Here is a 17,018-nt window from a genome sequence, read left to right as displayed (position 1 = left end):
GGAAAGAATATGTCATATGTCAGATACAAAACAACTTTTTGAAATTTTAGTTAAACAAATCAAGCTAGATAGTTTATTACCATCTAATGATGCGTTTATCGATGGAAAATTAAATAAACTTGAAGTACATAAGAACAGTAAACGCTGGACATTCTTTTTTGAATTTAAACGCGTGTTACCATTCAATGATTTCATGACATTTGTTAAAGCACTAAAGGCTAGTTTTGATGGTATTGCACAGATTGATTTTGAAATCAAAACAACTGATTCAGAATTGTCTGAAAGTGATATCAAGGACTATTGGAATTATGTTTTGAATGATTGCAATGTCCAATCTCCAATGGTTTTAGATAAAATTAGTCAAACACCGCCACATGTTGAAAACGGTCAAGTCTTTTTAGATGTTTCCAATAGTTTTATGGCTGATTTTGTCGATGGCAAAGTTATTGATGGATTACAGTCTGAGTACAGTAGCCTTGGTTTTCCTGATTTTAGAATTAGAACAAATGTCGATAAGGCCAAGTATCAAGAGAAGACCGAGGCTATGAAAGCTGCTAATGCCGAGAAGACAAAGCAATTTCAAGCTAAGGCTAAAGAGGTTAGTGCTAAAAAGGCGGCGAAACCAGCAGGTAATGTTTCTAAAGTTGGTCGTAAGATTCCTGATGATCAAGAAATCACTCAAATGGTTGATATTATTGAGGAAGATCGTAATAAAGTCGTTGAGGGATATGTTTTTGACATTGATGTTCGTAAGTTGAAATCTGGTCGATCACTTTTGATTATGAAAGTTACTGACTACACATCATCCTTCAGTATCAAGAAATTTTCTAATGGTGAGGATGATGAGAATTTCTTTGCCAGTTTGGATGAAGGTTCTTGGATCAGGGTTCGTGGTAACGTTCAAGAGGATAATTTCTCTCGTGAATTAGTAATTATGGCTAATGATATCAATGTAATCAAACATGAGTTGCGTAAAGATACAGCTGAAGATGAAAATAAGCGAATTGAATTGCACGCTCACACTAACATGAGTCAAATGGATGCTATTCCTAGTGCAACTGATTTGATCAAGCGTGCTAGTGATTGGGGACAAACAGGAATTGCCATCACTGACCATCGTGCTTTGCAAGCTTTCCCAGAAGCGTATAATGCTGGTAAAAAATTTGGCGTTAAAATTGCTTACGGTGTGGAAGTTGATTTAGTCGATGAAGGTAATCCGATTGCTTACAATTTGCGAGATCAAGCATTAAATGGTTCAGAATATGTTATCTTCGATACCGAAACAACCGGTTTGTCTGCTGTCTATGATTCAATTATTGAAATTGGTGCTACTAAGATGAAAGATGGTGAAGTAATTGCCCGCTTTGATAAATTTATTAATCCGGGTCATCCTTTGTCAGAAGTAACAACTAATTTGACTAGTATCACGAATGATATGGTTAAGGATGCGCCAGATGAAACAGTAATTGTTGGAGAATTCATGGATTTCATTGGCGATGATATTTTAGTAGGTCATAATGTTACCTTTGATATGGGCTTCATGAATGCGGCCCTAACAAGAATGGGTCGTCCACGTCTAGCAATGCCTGTTATTGATACTTTGGAAATGTCGAGAACTTTGCATTCAGAGTATCGTAATCATAAGTTGGATTCTTTGGCTAAACGTTATCATATTGTTTTGGAACATCACCATAGAGCTGACTCCGATGCTGAAACAACCGGTTACTTAATGTATAAGTTGTTCGATGAATTGGAAGATAAGTTTGGAACTAGAAATGTTAACCAGTTAAACGACCACGTTGGTGGAGAAGAAGCTTATAAACAGGCTCGTCCTAGTCATGCTATTCTTTTAGCCAAGACTCAAGCTGGTTTGAAGAATATGTTTAAGATTGTTTCTTATTCAATGACACGTTACTTCTACCGAACAGCTCGTGTGCCTAGAAGACTGTTAAATAAGTATCGCGAAGGTATCATTGTTGGATCAGCCTGTGAAAACGGTGAAGTCTTTACTAGTATGATGCAAAAGGGTTATGACGATACTCGTGAATTAGCACAGTATTACGATTACTTGGAAGTTATGCCACAGACTCTGTATCAACATCTAATTGATATTAAAATTATTAAAGATGAAGATGCTTTGCAAGAAATTATCAAAAATATTGTTAAATTAGGTAAAGAATTGGACAAACCAGTTGTAGCAACAGGGGATGTTCATTATCTTGATCCACATGATAAAGTTTATCGAGATATTGTTATTAAAGCCGTGAAGAGTAATGCTTTAGCTCGTAGACCGGAATTGCCTGATGTTCAATTTAGAACTACTAATGAAATGTTTGATGAATTCGATTATATGGATCAACAAACAGAACAAGAGATCATTGTTGATAATCCAAAGAAGATTATGGACTCGATTGATGAAATTTCTCCGGTTAAGGATAAACTGTATACTCCTAAGATGGATGGAGCCGAAGATGAAATTCGTAGTTTAACGATGAACAAAGCGCATGAACTTTATGGTGATCCCTTGCCAGAGTTAGTTCAAAAGCGAATGGATCGTGAATTAAAGAGTATCATCGGAAATGGTTTCTCAGTTATTTATTTAATTGCTCAACGTTTAGTTTATAAATCTAATAAAGATGGATATTTAGTTGGTTCCCGTGGTTCCGTTGGATCTAGTTTTGTTGCCACTATGACCGGTATTACTGAAGTTAATCCTTTGCCACCGCATTATCGTTGTCCTAACTGTAAGTATTCTGAATTCTTTACTAAAGGTGAAGTTGGTTCAGGATATGACTTGCCAGACAAGGCTTGTCCAAAATGTGGTACAGATATGAAAAAAGATGGCCAGGATATTCCGTTTGAAACTTTCCTTGGTTTCAAGGGTGATAAGGTTCCTGATATTGATTTGAACTTCTCTGGTGACTACCAACCGGTAGCACATAACTATACCAAGGTATTGTTTGGGGAAGATCACGTATTTAGAGCTGGTACTATTGGTACAATTGCTGATCGTACGGCTTTTGGATATGTTAAAAATTATGAAGAGTTAACTGGTCAGAATTTCCGTAATGCTGAGGAAGAACGTCTGGCTATGGGTTCAACTGGTGTCAAGCGTACTACTGGTCAACATCCGGCTGGTATCATTGTTGTGCCAGATTATATGGATATTTTTGACTTCACGCCAATTCAGTATCCAGCGGATGATCAAACTGCTTTGTGGAAAACAACTCATTTTGATTTCCATTCTATTCATGATAATATTTTGAAACTTGATATTTTGGGACATGATGATCCCACAATGATTCGTATGCTTCAAGATTTGTCAGGAATTGATCCTAAGACCTTGCCAGTCAAAGATCCTGGGGTTATGGAGTTATTCAGAGGAACTGATTCACTAGATGTAACACCTGAACAGATTTTCTCAAAGACTGGAACTTTGGGTGTACCTGAATTCGGTACACGTTTTGTTCGTGGGATGTTGGAAAAAACGCATCCAACTACTTTTGCCGAATTACTACAAATTTCTGGATTATCACATGGTACTGATGTGTGGTTAGGTAATGCGGAAGAGTTGATTGATAAAGGTGTTGTGACTTTGAAGGAAGTTATCGGTTGTCGTGATAATATCATGATGGATTTGATTCACTATGGTATGGATTCACAGATGGCCTTCCAAATTATGGAGCATGTTCGTAAGGGACGTGGTATTCCTGATGACTGGAAACAAGCCATGAAAGATGCTGATGTGCCTGATTGGTATATTGATTCTTGTTTGAAAATTAAATATATGTTCCCTAGAGCCCATGCGACAGCTTATATTATTATGGCGTTAAGAATTGCATACTTTAAGGTTCATCATCCACTTTATTATTACTGTGCTTATTTCTCAGTTCGTGCCGATGATTTTGATTTGGTTGCGATGACAACGGGTAAAGATGCCGTTAAGGCCTCAATGAAAGCTATCAATGATAAAGGGATGGATGCTTCTACTAAAGAGAAGAATCTTTTGACAGTTTTGGAATTAGCTAATGAATGTTTGGAACGTGGTTTTACAATCAAGATGGTTGATTTGGATAAATCGGATGCCTTTGATTTTAAAATTATTGATGATAAAACTTTATTGGCTCCATTCAATGCTATTCCTGGATTGGGTGATAACGTTGCTAAACAGATTGTGGCTGCACGTGAAGAACAACCATTCCTATCTAAACAGGATTTAGGAACTCGTGGTAAAGTTTCAAAGACAGTTATTGAATATATGACAGAAAATCATGTTTTAGATGGCATGCCAGACGAAAATCAGTTATCATTGTTCTAGGTATGGTTGTTATAAGTTGCTTTAATATTAAATATATGTTAAATTAACTACTAGTTAATTACTGATTAATGAGTGAGCAGAAATGCTCACTCTTTTTATTGCCGATTACTTTGGAGGAATGTCCTTGGATACAAAAGTTGAAGAATTAAAAGCCATTTTAAAACCAATCTTGGATCAACATGATTTCTTTCTTGTTGATTTGGAGTTCGTTCATGAACGTGGAGATTGGTATTTGAGAGTTTATGCAGATAAGAAGGGCGGTATCAGCATCGATGATTGCGCGCTTATTAGTGAAGAGTACGGTGAGAAGTTGGATGAATTGAATCCAATTGAACCTGCTTACTACTTAGAGGTTTCATCTCCAGGTGCAGAGCGCCCCTTAAAGAATGATGAAAGTCTTACTGATTATGTTGACGACTATGTGCATGCTTCTCTTTATCAAAAACAAGATGGTCAAAAAGCTTTTGAGGGAACTTTATTAGAGGTAACGGATACTAAGATAACTTTGAACGTTAAAGTTAAGAATTTAAGGAAACAAGTAGAAATTAGTCGAGACAACATTGCTAAGATCAGACTTGCAATCGAATTCTAAGGAGAAAATCATGAGTAAAGAAATGGTTGAAGCACTTGATGCGCTTGAAAGCGAAAAGGGCATCAAAAAAGAATATGTTATTGAATCACTAGAAGCTGCTCTAGTAGCTGCTTATAAGAGAAATTATAATCAAGCTCAAAACGTTAATGTTGAATTTGACACTAAAAAGGGTAATATACATGTTTATGCGGTTAAAGAAGTCGTTGAAGATGTTGTAGATGATCGTTTGGAAGTTAGTCTCGAAGATGCTCAAAAGAAGAGTAGAGGTTATGAAGTTGGTGACCACGTTCAAGAAGAAGTAACACCAAAAGATTTTGGACGTATTGCGGCTCAAACTGCTAAACAAGTTATCATGCAACGTGTTCGTGAAGCTGAACGTGATATCATTTATAATGAATACAGCCAATATGAACATGAAATCATCCAAGGAACAGTTGAACGTAGTGATAATAGATACGTTTATATCAACTTTGGTAAGATTGAAGCTGTTATGTCTAAGAATGATCAAATGCCTGGCGAAACTTACAATTCACGTGATAGAATTCGTGTTTATGTAACTAAGGTTGAGAATGCTACAAAGGGACCTCAAGTCTTTGTATCAAGAACCGATCCAGGTTTGGTTAAACGACTATTTGAACAACAAGTTCCAGAAATATATGATGGAACTGTAGAAATTGTTTCAATTGCTCGTGAAGCTGGAGATAGAACTAAGATTGCTGTAAAATCTGACAATCCTGATGTTGATCCTGTTGGTACATGTGTTGGTCCTAAGGGTGCCCGTGTACAAGCAGTTGTTGATGAATTAAATGGTGAAAACATTGATGTTGTGCCATATGTTGATGATCCTGTCGACTTTATTGCTAATGCATTGAACCCTGCTGAAGTTATTGCCGTTCAATTTGATGAAAATGATAAGAAACAATGTATTGTAATTGTACCTGATTATCATTTATCATTAGCTATTGGGAAGAAAGGTCAAAATGCACGTTTAGCTGCTAAATTGACTGGTTACAAGATTGATATCAAGCCTGAATCACAAGTTGAATTTGTTGACGATAACGATCAAGATGTTGACATCAATGATGTTGAAAGTGGCAAGATCGATATTGAAAAGACTCGTGAAAATGCTGCTAATGCTGATGATGCACAGAATCCTGCTGCAAATGATTCAGAAGATGTAGATGACGAAGACGATTCAACAGACTCAGAAGAATAAGAGAGGTGATAGATTTGCCAACTCGTAAGATACCTATGCGTAAAGATATTTTAACGAATAAGATGTATCCAAAAAGAGAAATGGTAAGGATTGTTAAGGATAAGGATGGTAACATCTCTATTGATCCAACTGGAAAGAAAGCCGGCCGTGGCGCTTATGTTGGATTAGATCCTGAAGCCATTAAAAATGCAAAATCTAAAAAATCACTAGAAAAAGTATTCTCACATGCAGTACCAGAGAATTTTTATGATGAATTATTTGATTTTGTCGATCATCAAAAGGCTAGAATGGATCTTTTTGGTGATTTAGGAAAGAAACATTAATGAACTCATTTTATAATTTTTTAGGGTTAGCTGTTAGAGCTGGTAAATTTATCAGTGGAACAGAACTAACAATAAACGGCATTCGTGATGGCAAGGTAAAGCTAGTTATTATGGCTAGTGACTGTAGTCCGCGAACAATGAAAGATTTACATAATAAAGCGACTTACTATAAAGTACCAGTAATCGATACGGTAGATAGTGCTTCGTTAAAAACTGCTATTGGAAAAGACAGAAAAGTTATGGGAATAACAGATTTTGGATTTGCTAAAAGGTTAAAAGATATTATGGACAATTAACAATTAAGGAGAGTGATAGGATGGTCAAAAAGAGAATTTATACTATTGCAAAAGAAAATGGTGTTGAGAATCAAGTAATTCTTGATGCTGCCACAAAATTGGGTATGGATGTGAAGAACCATATGTCATCAGTAGATGAAAATGACGAAAAGAAAATTGTAAGTAACTTAAAGAGTGGTAAAAAACCAAGCAACACAAGTAATAATGGTAGTAGACCTGCCCCTGTTCAACACAATAATCATGCACAAAATCATGTGCAAAAATCTACAGGTGAGAAACATGAAAGTGGTAACCAAAATTCAGGTGATCACAAAACTAAGATTAAGATTACTGCTGTAAGAAGAGATGCTAATAAGGGTAAGGGTCATTTTGACCATCGCAATAATAATCACAACTCCAATGGTAATCGTCCAAACAGCAATAACCATCGCCCAAATAGTAATAATGCTAACAACAATAGTAATAACAATAATAGTACTAACAGTAACAACCGTAACGAACGCAATAATCACAACAATAATGAGAATAGAAGAAATGATAACCGTAATTCTCAATCACGTGATAATCGCAATCGTAACAACAATAACAGACGTGATCGTTCTACTACACAAGGACAAGCTCCACGTCCAAGACAAAGTGCTGGTAACAAGTATCTAGAACAATTTAAGACAAATATTCAAGATGCTAGTCGTATTCCTAGTCATCCAACTAGAAATAACAGTCACAATAACAATAATCACAACAGTAGTAGTGATAATAATCATAAGAACAATCACCGTCCTAATACTGAAAACCGTTATAGAAACAACAATAACAACCATAATAACAACAGTACTAATAGCAATAACAATAATCGCAACAGTAACAATTCCCAAAACAGAAGACCTAACAACAATAACAATGTAGCTGCTAAAGCTAAAGAAGCTCCAAAGGCAAATGTAGCAAATACTAATGTTCCAAAGCCAGAATACAAGAAGGCAAAACCAACTAATAATAATCGTGACTTTGGACACAAGCAAAATCTTGCTAACCCATTTGGTAGTCGTAGAAAGAAAAAGGAACGTAAACGTCAACAACGTCAACGTACCGAGCCTAAGAAGCCAATGCCACAAAGAAAGGAACGTCCATTACCAGAAACACTTGTTTACTCTGTTGGTATGAACGCTCAAGATATTGGTAAGTTAATCCATAGAGAACCAGCTGAAATTGTTAAGAAGTTATTCATGCTTGGTATTATGATTAACCAAAACAAGTCCTTGGATAAGGATACTATTGAATTGTTGGCCGCTGATTATGGTATTAAGGCTGAAGAAAAAGTACAAGAAGATGTTGCTGATATTGACAAGTACTTTGATGCAGAAGTTAATACAAGTGAAAATCTAGTAACACGTCCACCAGTTGTAACTATCATGGGTCACGTTGATCATGGTAAGACAACCTTGCTTGATCATTTGAGACATACACATGTTACAGCTTCCGAAGCTGGTGGTATCACACAACATATTGGTGCTTATCAAGTACGTCTTCAAGACAGATTGATCACATTCTTGGATACTCCAGGACATGCTGCCTTTACTAATATGCGTGCTCGTGGTGCTGATATTACTGATATCGTTGTTCTAGTTGTTGCAGCTGATGATGGTGTTATGCCACAGACAATTGAAGCTATTAACCATGCTAAGGCCGCAAATGACCCTATCATCGTAGCTATCAATAAGATCGATAAGCCGGGTGCTAACCCACAACATGTTACTGAAGAATTAATGAAGTATGATCTTGTTCCTGAAGATTATGGTGGGAATACTATCTTTGTTGATATTTCAGCTAAAATGGGTACAAACATTGACGAATTGCTAGAAATGATTCTACTTGAAGCTGATGTTTTGGAACTTAAGGCAAATCCTAAGCAAAAAGCCATTGGTACAGTTATTGAAGCTAAATTGGATAAAGGCCGTGGACCAGTTGCATCACTATTGGTACAACAAGGTACATTGCATGTTGGTGATCCAATTGTTGTTGGTAATACCTTTGGTCGTGTCAGAACAATGACAAACTACAATGGTAAAGAAATCGATGCTGCTAAACCTTCAGAACCAGTGGAAGTTACTGGCTTGAATGATGTTCCTGAATCAGCTGATAAGTTTGTTGTCTTCGATGATGAAAAGACAGCTCGTGCAGCCGGTGAAGAACGTGCTAGTCGTGCTCTTCAAAAGGAACGTCAAAACACTAACCCTGTTACACTTGATAACTTATTTGAGACAATGAAAGAAGGAGAACTTAAACAAGTCGACGTTATTATTAAAGCCGATGTTCAAGGTTCTGCTGAAGCCATTGCCGGAAGTTTGAAGAAGATCGAAGTTAAGGGTGTTCGTGTCAACATTATCCATTCAGCCGTAGGTGCTATTACTGAAAGTGATGTTAACCTTGCTGCTGCAAGTAATGCCATCATTATTGGATTTAATGTTCGTCCAACAGCTCAAGCTAAGGTTCAAGCTAAGGATGAAAAGGTTGATATTCGTCTACATAGAGTTATTTATAAAGCTATCGATGAAATCGAAGCTGCCATGAAGGGTATGCTAGAACCAGTTTATGAAGAAAAAGTTATTGGTAACTTAACAGTCCGCGAAACATACAATGTTTCTAAGATTGGTACAATTGCTGGTTGTTACGTAAACAGTGGTAAGATTCAACGTGATAGTGGTGTAAGACTTGTCAGAGATGGTATTGTTGTCACAGAAGGTAAACTTGCTTCACTTAAGAGATTCAAGGATGACGTTAAGGAAGTTGGTTCTGGATTCGAATGTGGTATCACAATCGAGAATTATAACGACATCAAGATTGGTGACGAAGTTGAAGCCTATGTAATGGAAGAAGTTCCAGTTAAATAGGAGATGAGAATATGGTAAAACATCGAATTGGTCGAGTTGAACAAGAGATTCAAAAAGAAGTTAACGATATTCTTTTAAAACGTGTTCGTGATCCTAGAGTTCAAGGGGTTACAGTAACTGGTGTTGAAATGACTGGTGATTTGCAACAAGCAACCATTTATTTTAGTATCTTATCTGAAAAAGCTAGTGATGTTGAAAAAACTCAAGCCGGCTTAGATAAAGCTACTGGACTAATTAGAAGAGAATTGGGTCAAAACTTAACGTTGTATAAAGTACCTGAATTGGAATTTAAGCAAGATCAATCAGTTCGCTATGGTGAAAAGATTGATAAATTGATTGCTAAATTGCATCAGGATGAAGCAAACCGTTAATACAATTTGATATAAAAAAGATAGGCAAATCCCGAAATGGATTTCCTATCTTTTTTTGTGACTTTCTTTTCATTATATAAAAATACTAGTAAAATCATTGTTAATGACAATTTAGATACGGAGATTATTATGGACGGAGTAATTCCATTAAATAAGGAAATCGGACAAACAAGTTCCGATTATGTTTATAAATTAAGAAAAGTATTGCATACTAAGAAAATTGGCCATACGGGGACCCTGGACCCATTGGTAGACGGAGTTTTGCCTATTTGTGTAGGGCAAGCTACTAAGTTAGTAAATACTCTGACAGGCTCTCCTAAGGAATATGAGGGAGAGATAACTTTAGGTAGATCAACCACAACTGAAGATCGTGAAGGCGACACGGTTGAAGAGAAGAAATTAACTGAGCCAATTTCGAGTGAAAATCTACAGAAAGTTTTCCAACAAATGACAGGGAATCTAACACAAATTCCACCAATGTTTTCGGCAGTCAAAGTTAATGGCAAAAAACTCTATGAATATGCTCGTGCTGGGCTTGAAGTCGAACGTCCGAAGAGACAGATTCATATTTATGATTTCCATATTATGGGAGATTCAATTTACGATGAAACAACAGGATATCAAACATTGAGGTTTCATGTTAAGTGTTCTAAGGGCACATATGTAAGAACATTAGCAGTTGAATTCGGTCGCATCTTAGGATATCCCGCTTTTATGTCCCAACTTACACGAGTAAAGAGTGCTGGCTTTTCAATTGGGGAGACCTTCACTTTGAGACAAATTGAAGAGATGCTTGAGAACAATGATACAAGCTTTTTAAAATCAATTGATGAGGTCCTGAGCTATGTCCCTAAGCATGAATTAACAGATGAAGAGTGGGAAGTACGTGTATCGCATGGCGGCTTCTTAGAACCGGAAATCGATTCAGATATAGAAGATCGTTTGCGAGTTCAAAGAGCAGGAGTAACCAAAGCACTTTACAAGTATGATAAAGTAAGAAATATGTGGATTCCAGATTTAATGTTATTAAATAATAAATAAAAGAGATTGAAAATGCAGATTATTAAAGTTAAACATCCGCTTCTCAAGCAGCAACGTCCAACTGAGGACACAGTTTTGATCATGGGTTTTTTTGATGGGGTACATCTTGGTCATCAAAAGGTTATCAAAACAGGGGTAGAGCTTGCTCAGAAGCATGGATTAAAATCAGTGTTATTGACCTTTGATCGTTCGCCCAGAACGGTGTATCAATACGAAAACGATTATAAATATCTTTCGACAATGGACCGAAAAGCTGAGTTAGTAGAAAAGCTTGGAGTTGATCAGCTCTATTTTGTTGAATTTGGTCAGACGTTTGCACAATTGAAACCTCAAGAGTTTGTTGATCAATATATGATTGATTTAAACGCTAAATTTGTCGTAGCTGGCTTTGATTATACGTATGGGAAGAAAGATGTTGCCAATATGCAGACCTTGCCACAGTACTCACACAATAAATTTGAAATTGTAACTGTACCAAAACAAGTTTTAGATGATCAAAAGATTGGCTCTAGTGCGATTAAGAAATTTATTTCCGAGAATAAAGTAGAAGAAGCCAATAAATTTTTAGGCTACACTTATCAGAATCAGGGAACGGTGGTTCATGGATTACAACGAGGTCGAACTTTAGGTTATCCAACAGCTAATTTGGCAACCGAGGGTAATCAGTTAATTCCTTCAATTGGGGTTTATGCCACAAGAATTAAGGTCGGCGATACTTGGTACAATTCGATGACATCTGTGGGCTATAATGTAACCTTCAAAGAGAATACTGGAGTTACAATTGAAACTAATATTTTCGATTTTGACGCTGATATTTATGGTGAGCATGTGGCACTAGAATGGGTTAAATATTTACGTGGTGAAGTTAAGTTTGATGGAGCAAAAGGTTTAGTCAAACAATTGGAATTAGATAAGATTAATTCGCTTAAAGTTTTACCAAAAAAAAAGAGAACTTGAGTAAATGACAATAGAGATGTCATCAAGAGTTCTCTTTTTTGATTTCTGAAACTTTTTAGCAAATAATTCCAAAAATTGGGCGTGCATACTTGACACTATAGGGATAGATTGTTATATTTTACATTGTTAGCACTCAGGTATGAATAGTGCTAAAAAGGAGGACGGTATAATGCTATCACAACGTCAAGATGCAATCTTGAGAGAAGTCGTGCGCATATTCACAGATACCGGCCAGCCGGTTGGTTCGAAGACATTGATGAATGAATTACCTTTTCATGTAAGTTCTGCGACAATCAGAAATGAAATGGCAGTGCTTGAAGAAGTGGGTTACCTCGAGAAAACTCATCTTTCATCAGGCAGAATTCCTTCAGCGATGGGATATCGTTATTATCTGGATCATCTGGTACAACCAACTAGTGTACCGCAAGATATAGCACAGAGAATTGACGATGACTTTGGTAAAACATATCATCAAATTGATGATATTATCGAACAATCTGCCAAGATTTTATCTCATCTAACTAGTTATACAGCAATCACATTAGGACCGGAGAGCAGTTCAGTTCTTTTAACAGGTTTTAGAATCGTTCCCTTGAATCCACATCAACTTATGGCAATCATTGTCACAAGTGATAATAATGTTGAGAATAATATTTATACAATCGATGATGATTTTGATACTTCATTAATTGAAAAGATTGTTAACATTGTAAACGATAAGTTAGTTGGACAGCCTTTGCCTAAAGTTGTTCAGATGCTTCATACCGATGTTCCAGCAATTCTTTCCGAATATATGTATTCAACTGATGGTTTGTTGGATATGATGGATCAGCTCTTTAAGAAGGCTGGTGCTGAGAAGTATTACGTTGATGGACAATTGAATTTGTTAAATTATGCTAATAATGATGATCTATCGCAAGTTCAATCGTTGTTCTCAATCATCAATCAAAGTACTGATTTAAGAAAATTGATTGATCCAAGTATTTCTGACGATGCCATTAAGGTTCGTTTAGGAAGTGAACTTGGGAGTGATGCATTGAAGAATTACAGTATTATTACTGCTAATTATGATGTTGGTCATCATGGTAAAGGTGTTATTGCTTTATTAGGGCCAACGACAATGCATTATTCACAGTTGATAGGTTTACTTGGTGAGTTCAGAGTTGAATTAGCCAAAAGATTAATTGATTATTATTCAAGGTATGATGATTCTTGAAATTTAGGAGGAAGTAATGGCAGATAAAGAAAAAGATCAAGATTTGAAGACTGCTAAAGAAGCAGCTCCCAAGACTGATAAGAAAGCTGATAAAAAATCAGCTAAAAAGGATGCTTTGGTTGATCCTAAAGATAAAGAAATCAAAGATCTTAAGGCTAAGAATGATGAGTTGTCAGACAATCTCTTAAGAACACAAGCTGAACTTCAAAATATGAACAAGCGTCATAGTAAAGAAGTTGCTAATATTCTTAAGTATGATGGTCAAAAATTGGCAACTGAGATTCTTCCCGTTATTGATAATCTTGAACGTGCCTTGGCAGTTGATGCTGACGATGATGCCAGTAAGCAACTTAAAAAAGGTATTGAAATGGTTCAACAACATATGGCTAAGGCATTGGAAGATAACCATGTGATTGTTATTGACAATGCTGGTGAGAAATTCGATCCAGCAGATAGTCAAGCTGTTCAAACTGTTCCTGCTGATGATAAGCATAAGAAGGATACAGTCGTTCAAGTTTTACAAAAGGGTTATAAATTAGAAGATCGTGTACTTCGTCCAGCAATGGTCGTTGTTGCTCAATAGTAAATAATTAAATAAGAAAATTAAAAGAGGTTAAGGTTTATGTCAAAAGTTATTGGTATTGATTTAGGTACTACAAACTCTGCTGTAGCCGTTCTTGAAGGCGGTTCTCCAAAGATTATTACAAACCCAGAAGGTGCAAGAACTACTCCTTCAGTTGTTGCTTTTAAAGACGGTGAAATCCAAGTTGGTGAAGTTGCAAAGCGTCAAGCAATCACTAACCCAGATACAGTTTCATCAATCAAGCGTCATATGGGTGAAGCAGGTTACAAGGTTACTGTAGCCGGCAAATCATATACACCACAAGAAATTTCAGCATTCATTCTACAACACATCAAGAAGTTCTCAGAAGACTACTTAGGTGAAAAAGTTACAGATGCTGTTATCACTGTTCCTGCATACTTCAATGATTCACAAAGACAAGCTACTAAAGATGCCGGTAAGATTGCTGGTTTGAACGTTCAACGTATCGTTAACGAACCAACAGCTTCAGCACTTGCTTATGGCCTAGATAATGACAAGGGTGACGAAAAAGTTCTTGTTTATGATCTTGGTGGTGGTACATTTGATGTTTCCGTTCTTCAATTAGGTGACGGTGTCTTCGAAGTACTTTCAACAAATGGTGACACACATCTTGGTGGTGATGACTTTGATCAAAAGATCATCGACTGGTTAGTTGAACAATTCAAGGCTAAGAATGGCGTTGATTTGGGACAAGACAAGATGGCTCTTCAAAGATTAAAGGATGCTGCTGAAAAAGCTAAGAAGGACTTATCAGGTGTTGCTCAAACATCAATCAGTCTTCCATTTATTTCATCAGGTGCTAATGGTCCACTTCACTTGGAAGAAACATTGACACGTGCTAAGTTTGATGAATTGACATCAGATCTTGTTGAAAGAACAAAGATTCCTGTTGACAATGCTTTGAAAGATGCAAATCTTACAAATTCAGATATTGACAAGGTTATCTTAAATGGTGGTTCAACACGTATTCCTGCTGTTCAAGATGCTGTTGCTAAATGGACTGGCAAAGCTCCAGACCACTCAATCAACCCTGATGAAGCTGTTGCTCTTGGTGCTGCTATCCAAGGTGGTGTTATCTCTGGTGATGTTAAGGATGTTGTTTTACTTGATGTTACACCTCTATCACTTGGTATCGAAACAATGGGTGGTGTCTTCACTAAGTTGATCGATAGAAATACAACTATCCCAACAAGCAAGTCACAAGTATTCTCAACTGCTGCCGATAATCAAAGTGCTGTTGATATTCACGTCCTACAAGGTGAACGTCCAATGGCTGCTGACAATAAGACTTTAGGTCGTTTCCAATTAACAGATATTCCTGCTGCACCTCGTGGTGTACCTCAAATCCAAGTTACATTCGATATTGATAAGAATGGTATCGTAAATGTTTCTGCTAAGGATATGGGAACAAACAAGGAACAAAAGATCACTATCAAGAGTTCATCAGGTTTGAGTGATGAAGAAATTGATAAGATGATGAAAGAAGCTAAGGAACACGAAGAGGAAGATAACAAACGTAAGGAAGAAGTCGATGTTAAGAATGACGTTGAACAAACATTATTTGCAACAGACAAGACTCTAAAAGACGTTAAAGGCAAAGTTTCTGACGATGAAATCAAGAAAGCCCAAGATGCTCGTGATGCTTTGAAGAAAGCTCAAGACTCAGGTGATCTTGAAGATATGAAGAAGAAACGTGACGATTTGAACAAGATTGTTCAAGATCTTTCTGTAAAACTTTATCAACAAGCTCAACAAGCACAACAACAAGCTGGTGGCGATAAAGGTGCTGCTGGTACAGGTTCAGCTGATGATAAGAAGTCAGGCGATGACAATACAGTTGATGGCGACTTCTCAGAAGTAGATCCTGATAAAGATAAGAAATAATAATTGTGATAAAGAGCAGTCGTTTAATTACTAAAACCAATTATGGTATAGTAAGAACATAACTGCTCTTTTGAGCGTTAAAAAGGAATAGGACTCAAATGTCCTGTCATGCAAAGGTGATTTAATGGCAGATAAAAATCCATATGACGTACTAGGCGTTGATAAAAACGCTTCTGATGACGATATAAGAAAAGCATTTCGTAAACTTTCAAAAAAGTATCATCCTGATTTGAATAAAGCGCCTGATGCTGAAGCAAAGTTTAAGGAAGTTAATGCCGCTTATGAAATTTTAAAGGATCCACAAAAGCGTGCTCAATATGATCAATATGGTTCTGCCGGTATGAATGGTGGCCAAGGTGGATTTGGCGGCTTCGGTGGTGCCGGTGCTGGTGATCAGTTCGGTGGCTTTGAAGATATCTTTAGCCAATTCTTTGGTGGCGGCGGTGCTGCTCGTCAAAATCCTAATGCCCCAAGACAAGGTTCCGACTTACAATATCGCATGGATTTGACTTTTGAAGAGGGTGTCTTTGGTAAAAAGACTAACATTTCCTATAATCGTGAAGAGGAATGTTCAACTTGTGGTGGTTCAGGTGCTAAACCTGGTACACATCCAGAAACATGTTCTAAATGTCATGGCTCAGGTTATGTTGAAGTAGATCGTCAAACTCCACTTGGCCGTATGCGTACAAGAGTTGTTTGTGATGTCTGCAATGGTACTGGTAAAGAAATCAAAGAAAAGTGCAACATTTGCCATGGTTCAGGTAAGGTAAATGAAAAGCATGAACTTAAGGTTACAGTTCCAGCTGGTGTTGAAGATGGACAACAAATGCGCTTAGATGGTCAAGGTGAAGCCGGAACAAACGGTGGACCTTATGGTGATTTGTATATTGTCTTTCACGTTGCTCCAAGTAAGGAGTTCAGACGTGATGGTTCGACAATTTATGCATCAGTAAATATCAGTTTCCCACAAGCTACATTAGGCGATAAGATCAAAGTTAATACAGTTCATGGTCCTGTAGAATTGAATATCCCAAGTGGTACTCAAACAGGAACAACATTCAGATTACGTGGTAAGGGTGCTCCAGTTCTAAACAGTAAGAGTATCGGTGATGAAAAGGTAACAGTTAATATCGTTACACCTCGTAAGTTGTCTAGTGAACAACGTAGTGCTTTGAAACAATTTGCTGAAGCTGGTGGCGACAAAGTTAAAGAAAAAGATAGTAACTTTTTCAACAAAGTAAGAGATGCTTTTAAAGGCGAATAAAAATAAAAAAGAAGAGGCCGTTGGTCTCTTCTTTTTTACATATAGAAC

At 36.8% G+C, this 17,018-nt stretch carries 13 protein-coding genes; all 13 read left to right on the top strand.

The features are described 5' to 3' along the window. Window positions 1-16: 16 nt before the first annotated feature. Window positions 17-4,318 carry a PolC-type DNA polymerase III gene (locus tag LKACC16343_RS13225; protein WP_056950467.1) on the top strand — a complete coding sequence of 1,434 codons (4,302 nt, stop codon included), beginning with the start codon at window positions 17-19 and terminating at the stop codon, window positions 4,316-4,318. A gap of 118 nt (window positions 4,319-4,436) precedes the next feature. Continuing rightward, on the top strand, window positions 4,437-4,910 hold the full coding sequence (gene rimP, locus LKACC16343_RS13220; protein ID WP_056950526.1) for a ribosome maturation factor RimP: 474 nt from the start codon (window positions 4,437-4,439) through the stop codon (window positions 4,908-4,910). A gap of 10 nt (window positions 4,911-4,920) precedes the next feature. Then, window positions 4,921-6,126: a transcription termination factor NusA gene (gene nusA, locus LKACC16343_RS13215; RefSeq protein WP_056950464.1), complete on the top strand. Its 1,206-nt coding sequence runs from the start codon at window positions 4,921-4,923 to the stop codon at window positions 6,124-6,126. 14 nt (window positions 6,127-6,140) lie between these two features. Then, window positions 6,141-6,449, top strand: a complete 309-nt coding sequence (gene rnpM, locus LKACC16343_RS13210; RefSeq protein ID WP_025085185.1) for an RNase P modulator RnpM — start codon at window positions 6,141-6,143, stop codon at window positions 6,447-6,449. Beyond that, window positions 6,449-6,745, top strand: a complete 297-nt coding sequence (locus LKACC16343_RS13205; protein ID WP_054641930.1) for a L7Ae/L30e/S12e/Gadd45 family ribosomal protein — start codon at window positions 6,449-6,451, stop codon at window positions 6,743-6,745. Before rnpM ends, LKACC16343_RS13205 begins: the two co-directional genes overlap by 1 nt. 20 nt (window positions 6,746-6,765) lie before the next feature. After that, entirely contained in the window at window positions 6,766-9,633 is a 2,868-nt protein-coding gene (gene infB, locus LKACC16343_RS13200; RefSeq protein ID WP_056950461.1) for a translation initiation factor IF-2, read from the top strand. Between the two features lie 11 nt (window positions 9,634-9,644). After that, window positions 9,645-10,004: a 30S ribosome-binding factor RbfA gene (gene rbfA / locus LKACC16343_RS13195; RefSeq protein ID WP_056950458.1), complete on the top strand. Its 360-nt coding sequence runs from the start codon at window positions 9,645-9,647 to the stop codon at window positions 10,002-10,004. 129 nt (window positions 10,005-10,133) lie between these two features. Further along, window positions 10,134-11,045 carry a tRNA pseudouridine(55) synthase TruB gene (truB, locus tag LKACC16343_RS13190; protein ID WP_056950455.1) on the top strand — a complete coding sequence of 304 codons (912 nt, stop codon included), beginning with the start codon at window positions 10,134-10,136 and terminating at the stop codon, window positions 11,043-11,045. A 12-nt stretch (window positions 11,046-11,057) separates the two neighbouring features. Next, entirely contained in the window at window positions 11,058-12,002 is a 945-nt protein-coding gene (gene ribF, locus LKACC16343_RS13185; RefSeq protein ID WP_056950452.1) for a riboflavin biosynthesis protein RibF, read from the top strand. Window positions 12,003-12,171: 169 nt separating this feature from the next. Next, window positions 12,172-13,218 (top strand): heat-inducible transcriptional repressor HrcA, encoded by a 1,047-nt coding sequence (hrcA, locus tag LKACC16343_RS13180; RefSeq protein WP_056950449.1) that lies wholly within the window; start codon window positions 12,172-12,174, stop codon window positions 13,216-13,218. Between the two features lie 16 nt (window positions 13,219-13,234). Continuing rightward, entirely contained in the window at window positions 13,235-13,801 is a 567-nt protein-coding gene (gene grpE / locus LKACC16343_RS13175; RefSeq protein WP_056950446.1) for a nucleotide exchange factor GrpE, read from the top strand. A gap of 39 nt (window positions 13,802-13,840) precedes the next feature. Beyond that, complete coding sequence (gene dnaK / locus LKACC16343_RS13170; protein ID WP_056950443.1) at window positions 13,841-15,706, top strand: molecular chaperone DnaK; 1,866 nt, start codon at window positions 13,841-13,843, stop codon at window positions 15,704-15,706. Between the two features lie 124 nt (window positions 15,707-15,830). Then, on the top strand, window positions 15,831-16,970 hold the full coding sequence (gene dnaJ, locus LKACC16343_RS13165) for a molecular chaperone DnaJ (RefSeq protein WP_025085193.1): 1,140 nt from the start codon (window positions 15,831-15,833) through the stop codon (window positions 16,968-16,970). Window positions 16,971-17,018: the final 48 nt, after the last annotated feature.

The sequence above is a fragment of the Companilactobacillus bobalius genome (assembly GCF_002179915.1).
GTDB classification, from domain to species: Bacteria; Bacillota; Bacilli; order Lactobacillales; family Lactobacillaceae; genus Companilactobacillus; species Companilactobacillus bobalius.
The sequence above is the reverse complement of the archived record's forward strand: the minus strand, read 5'-3'. Positions and strand labels throughout refer to the sequence as shown.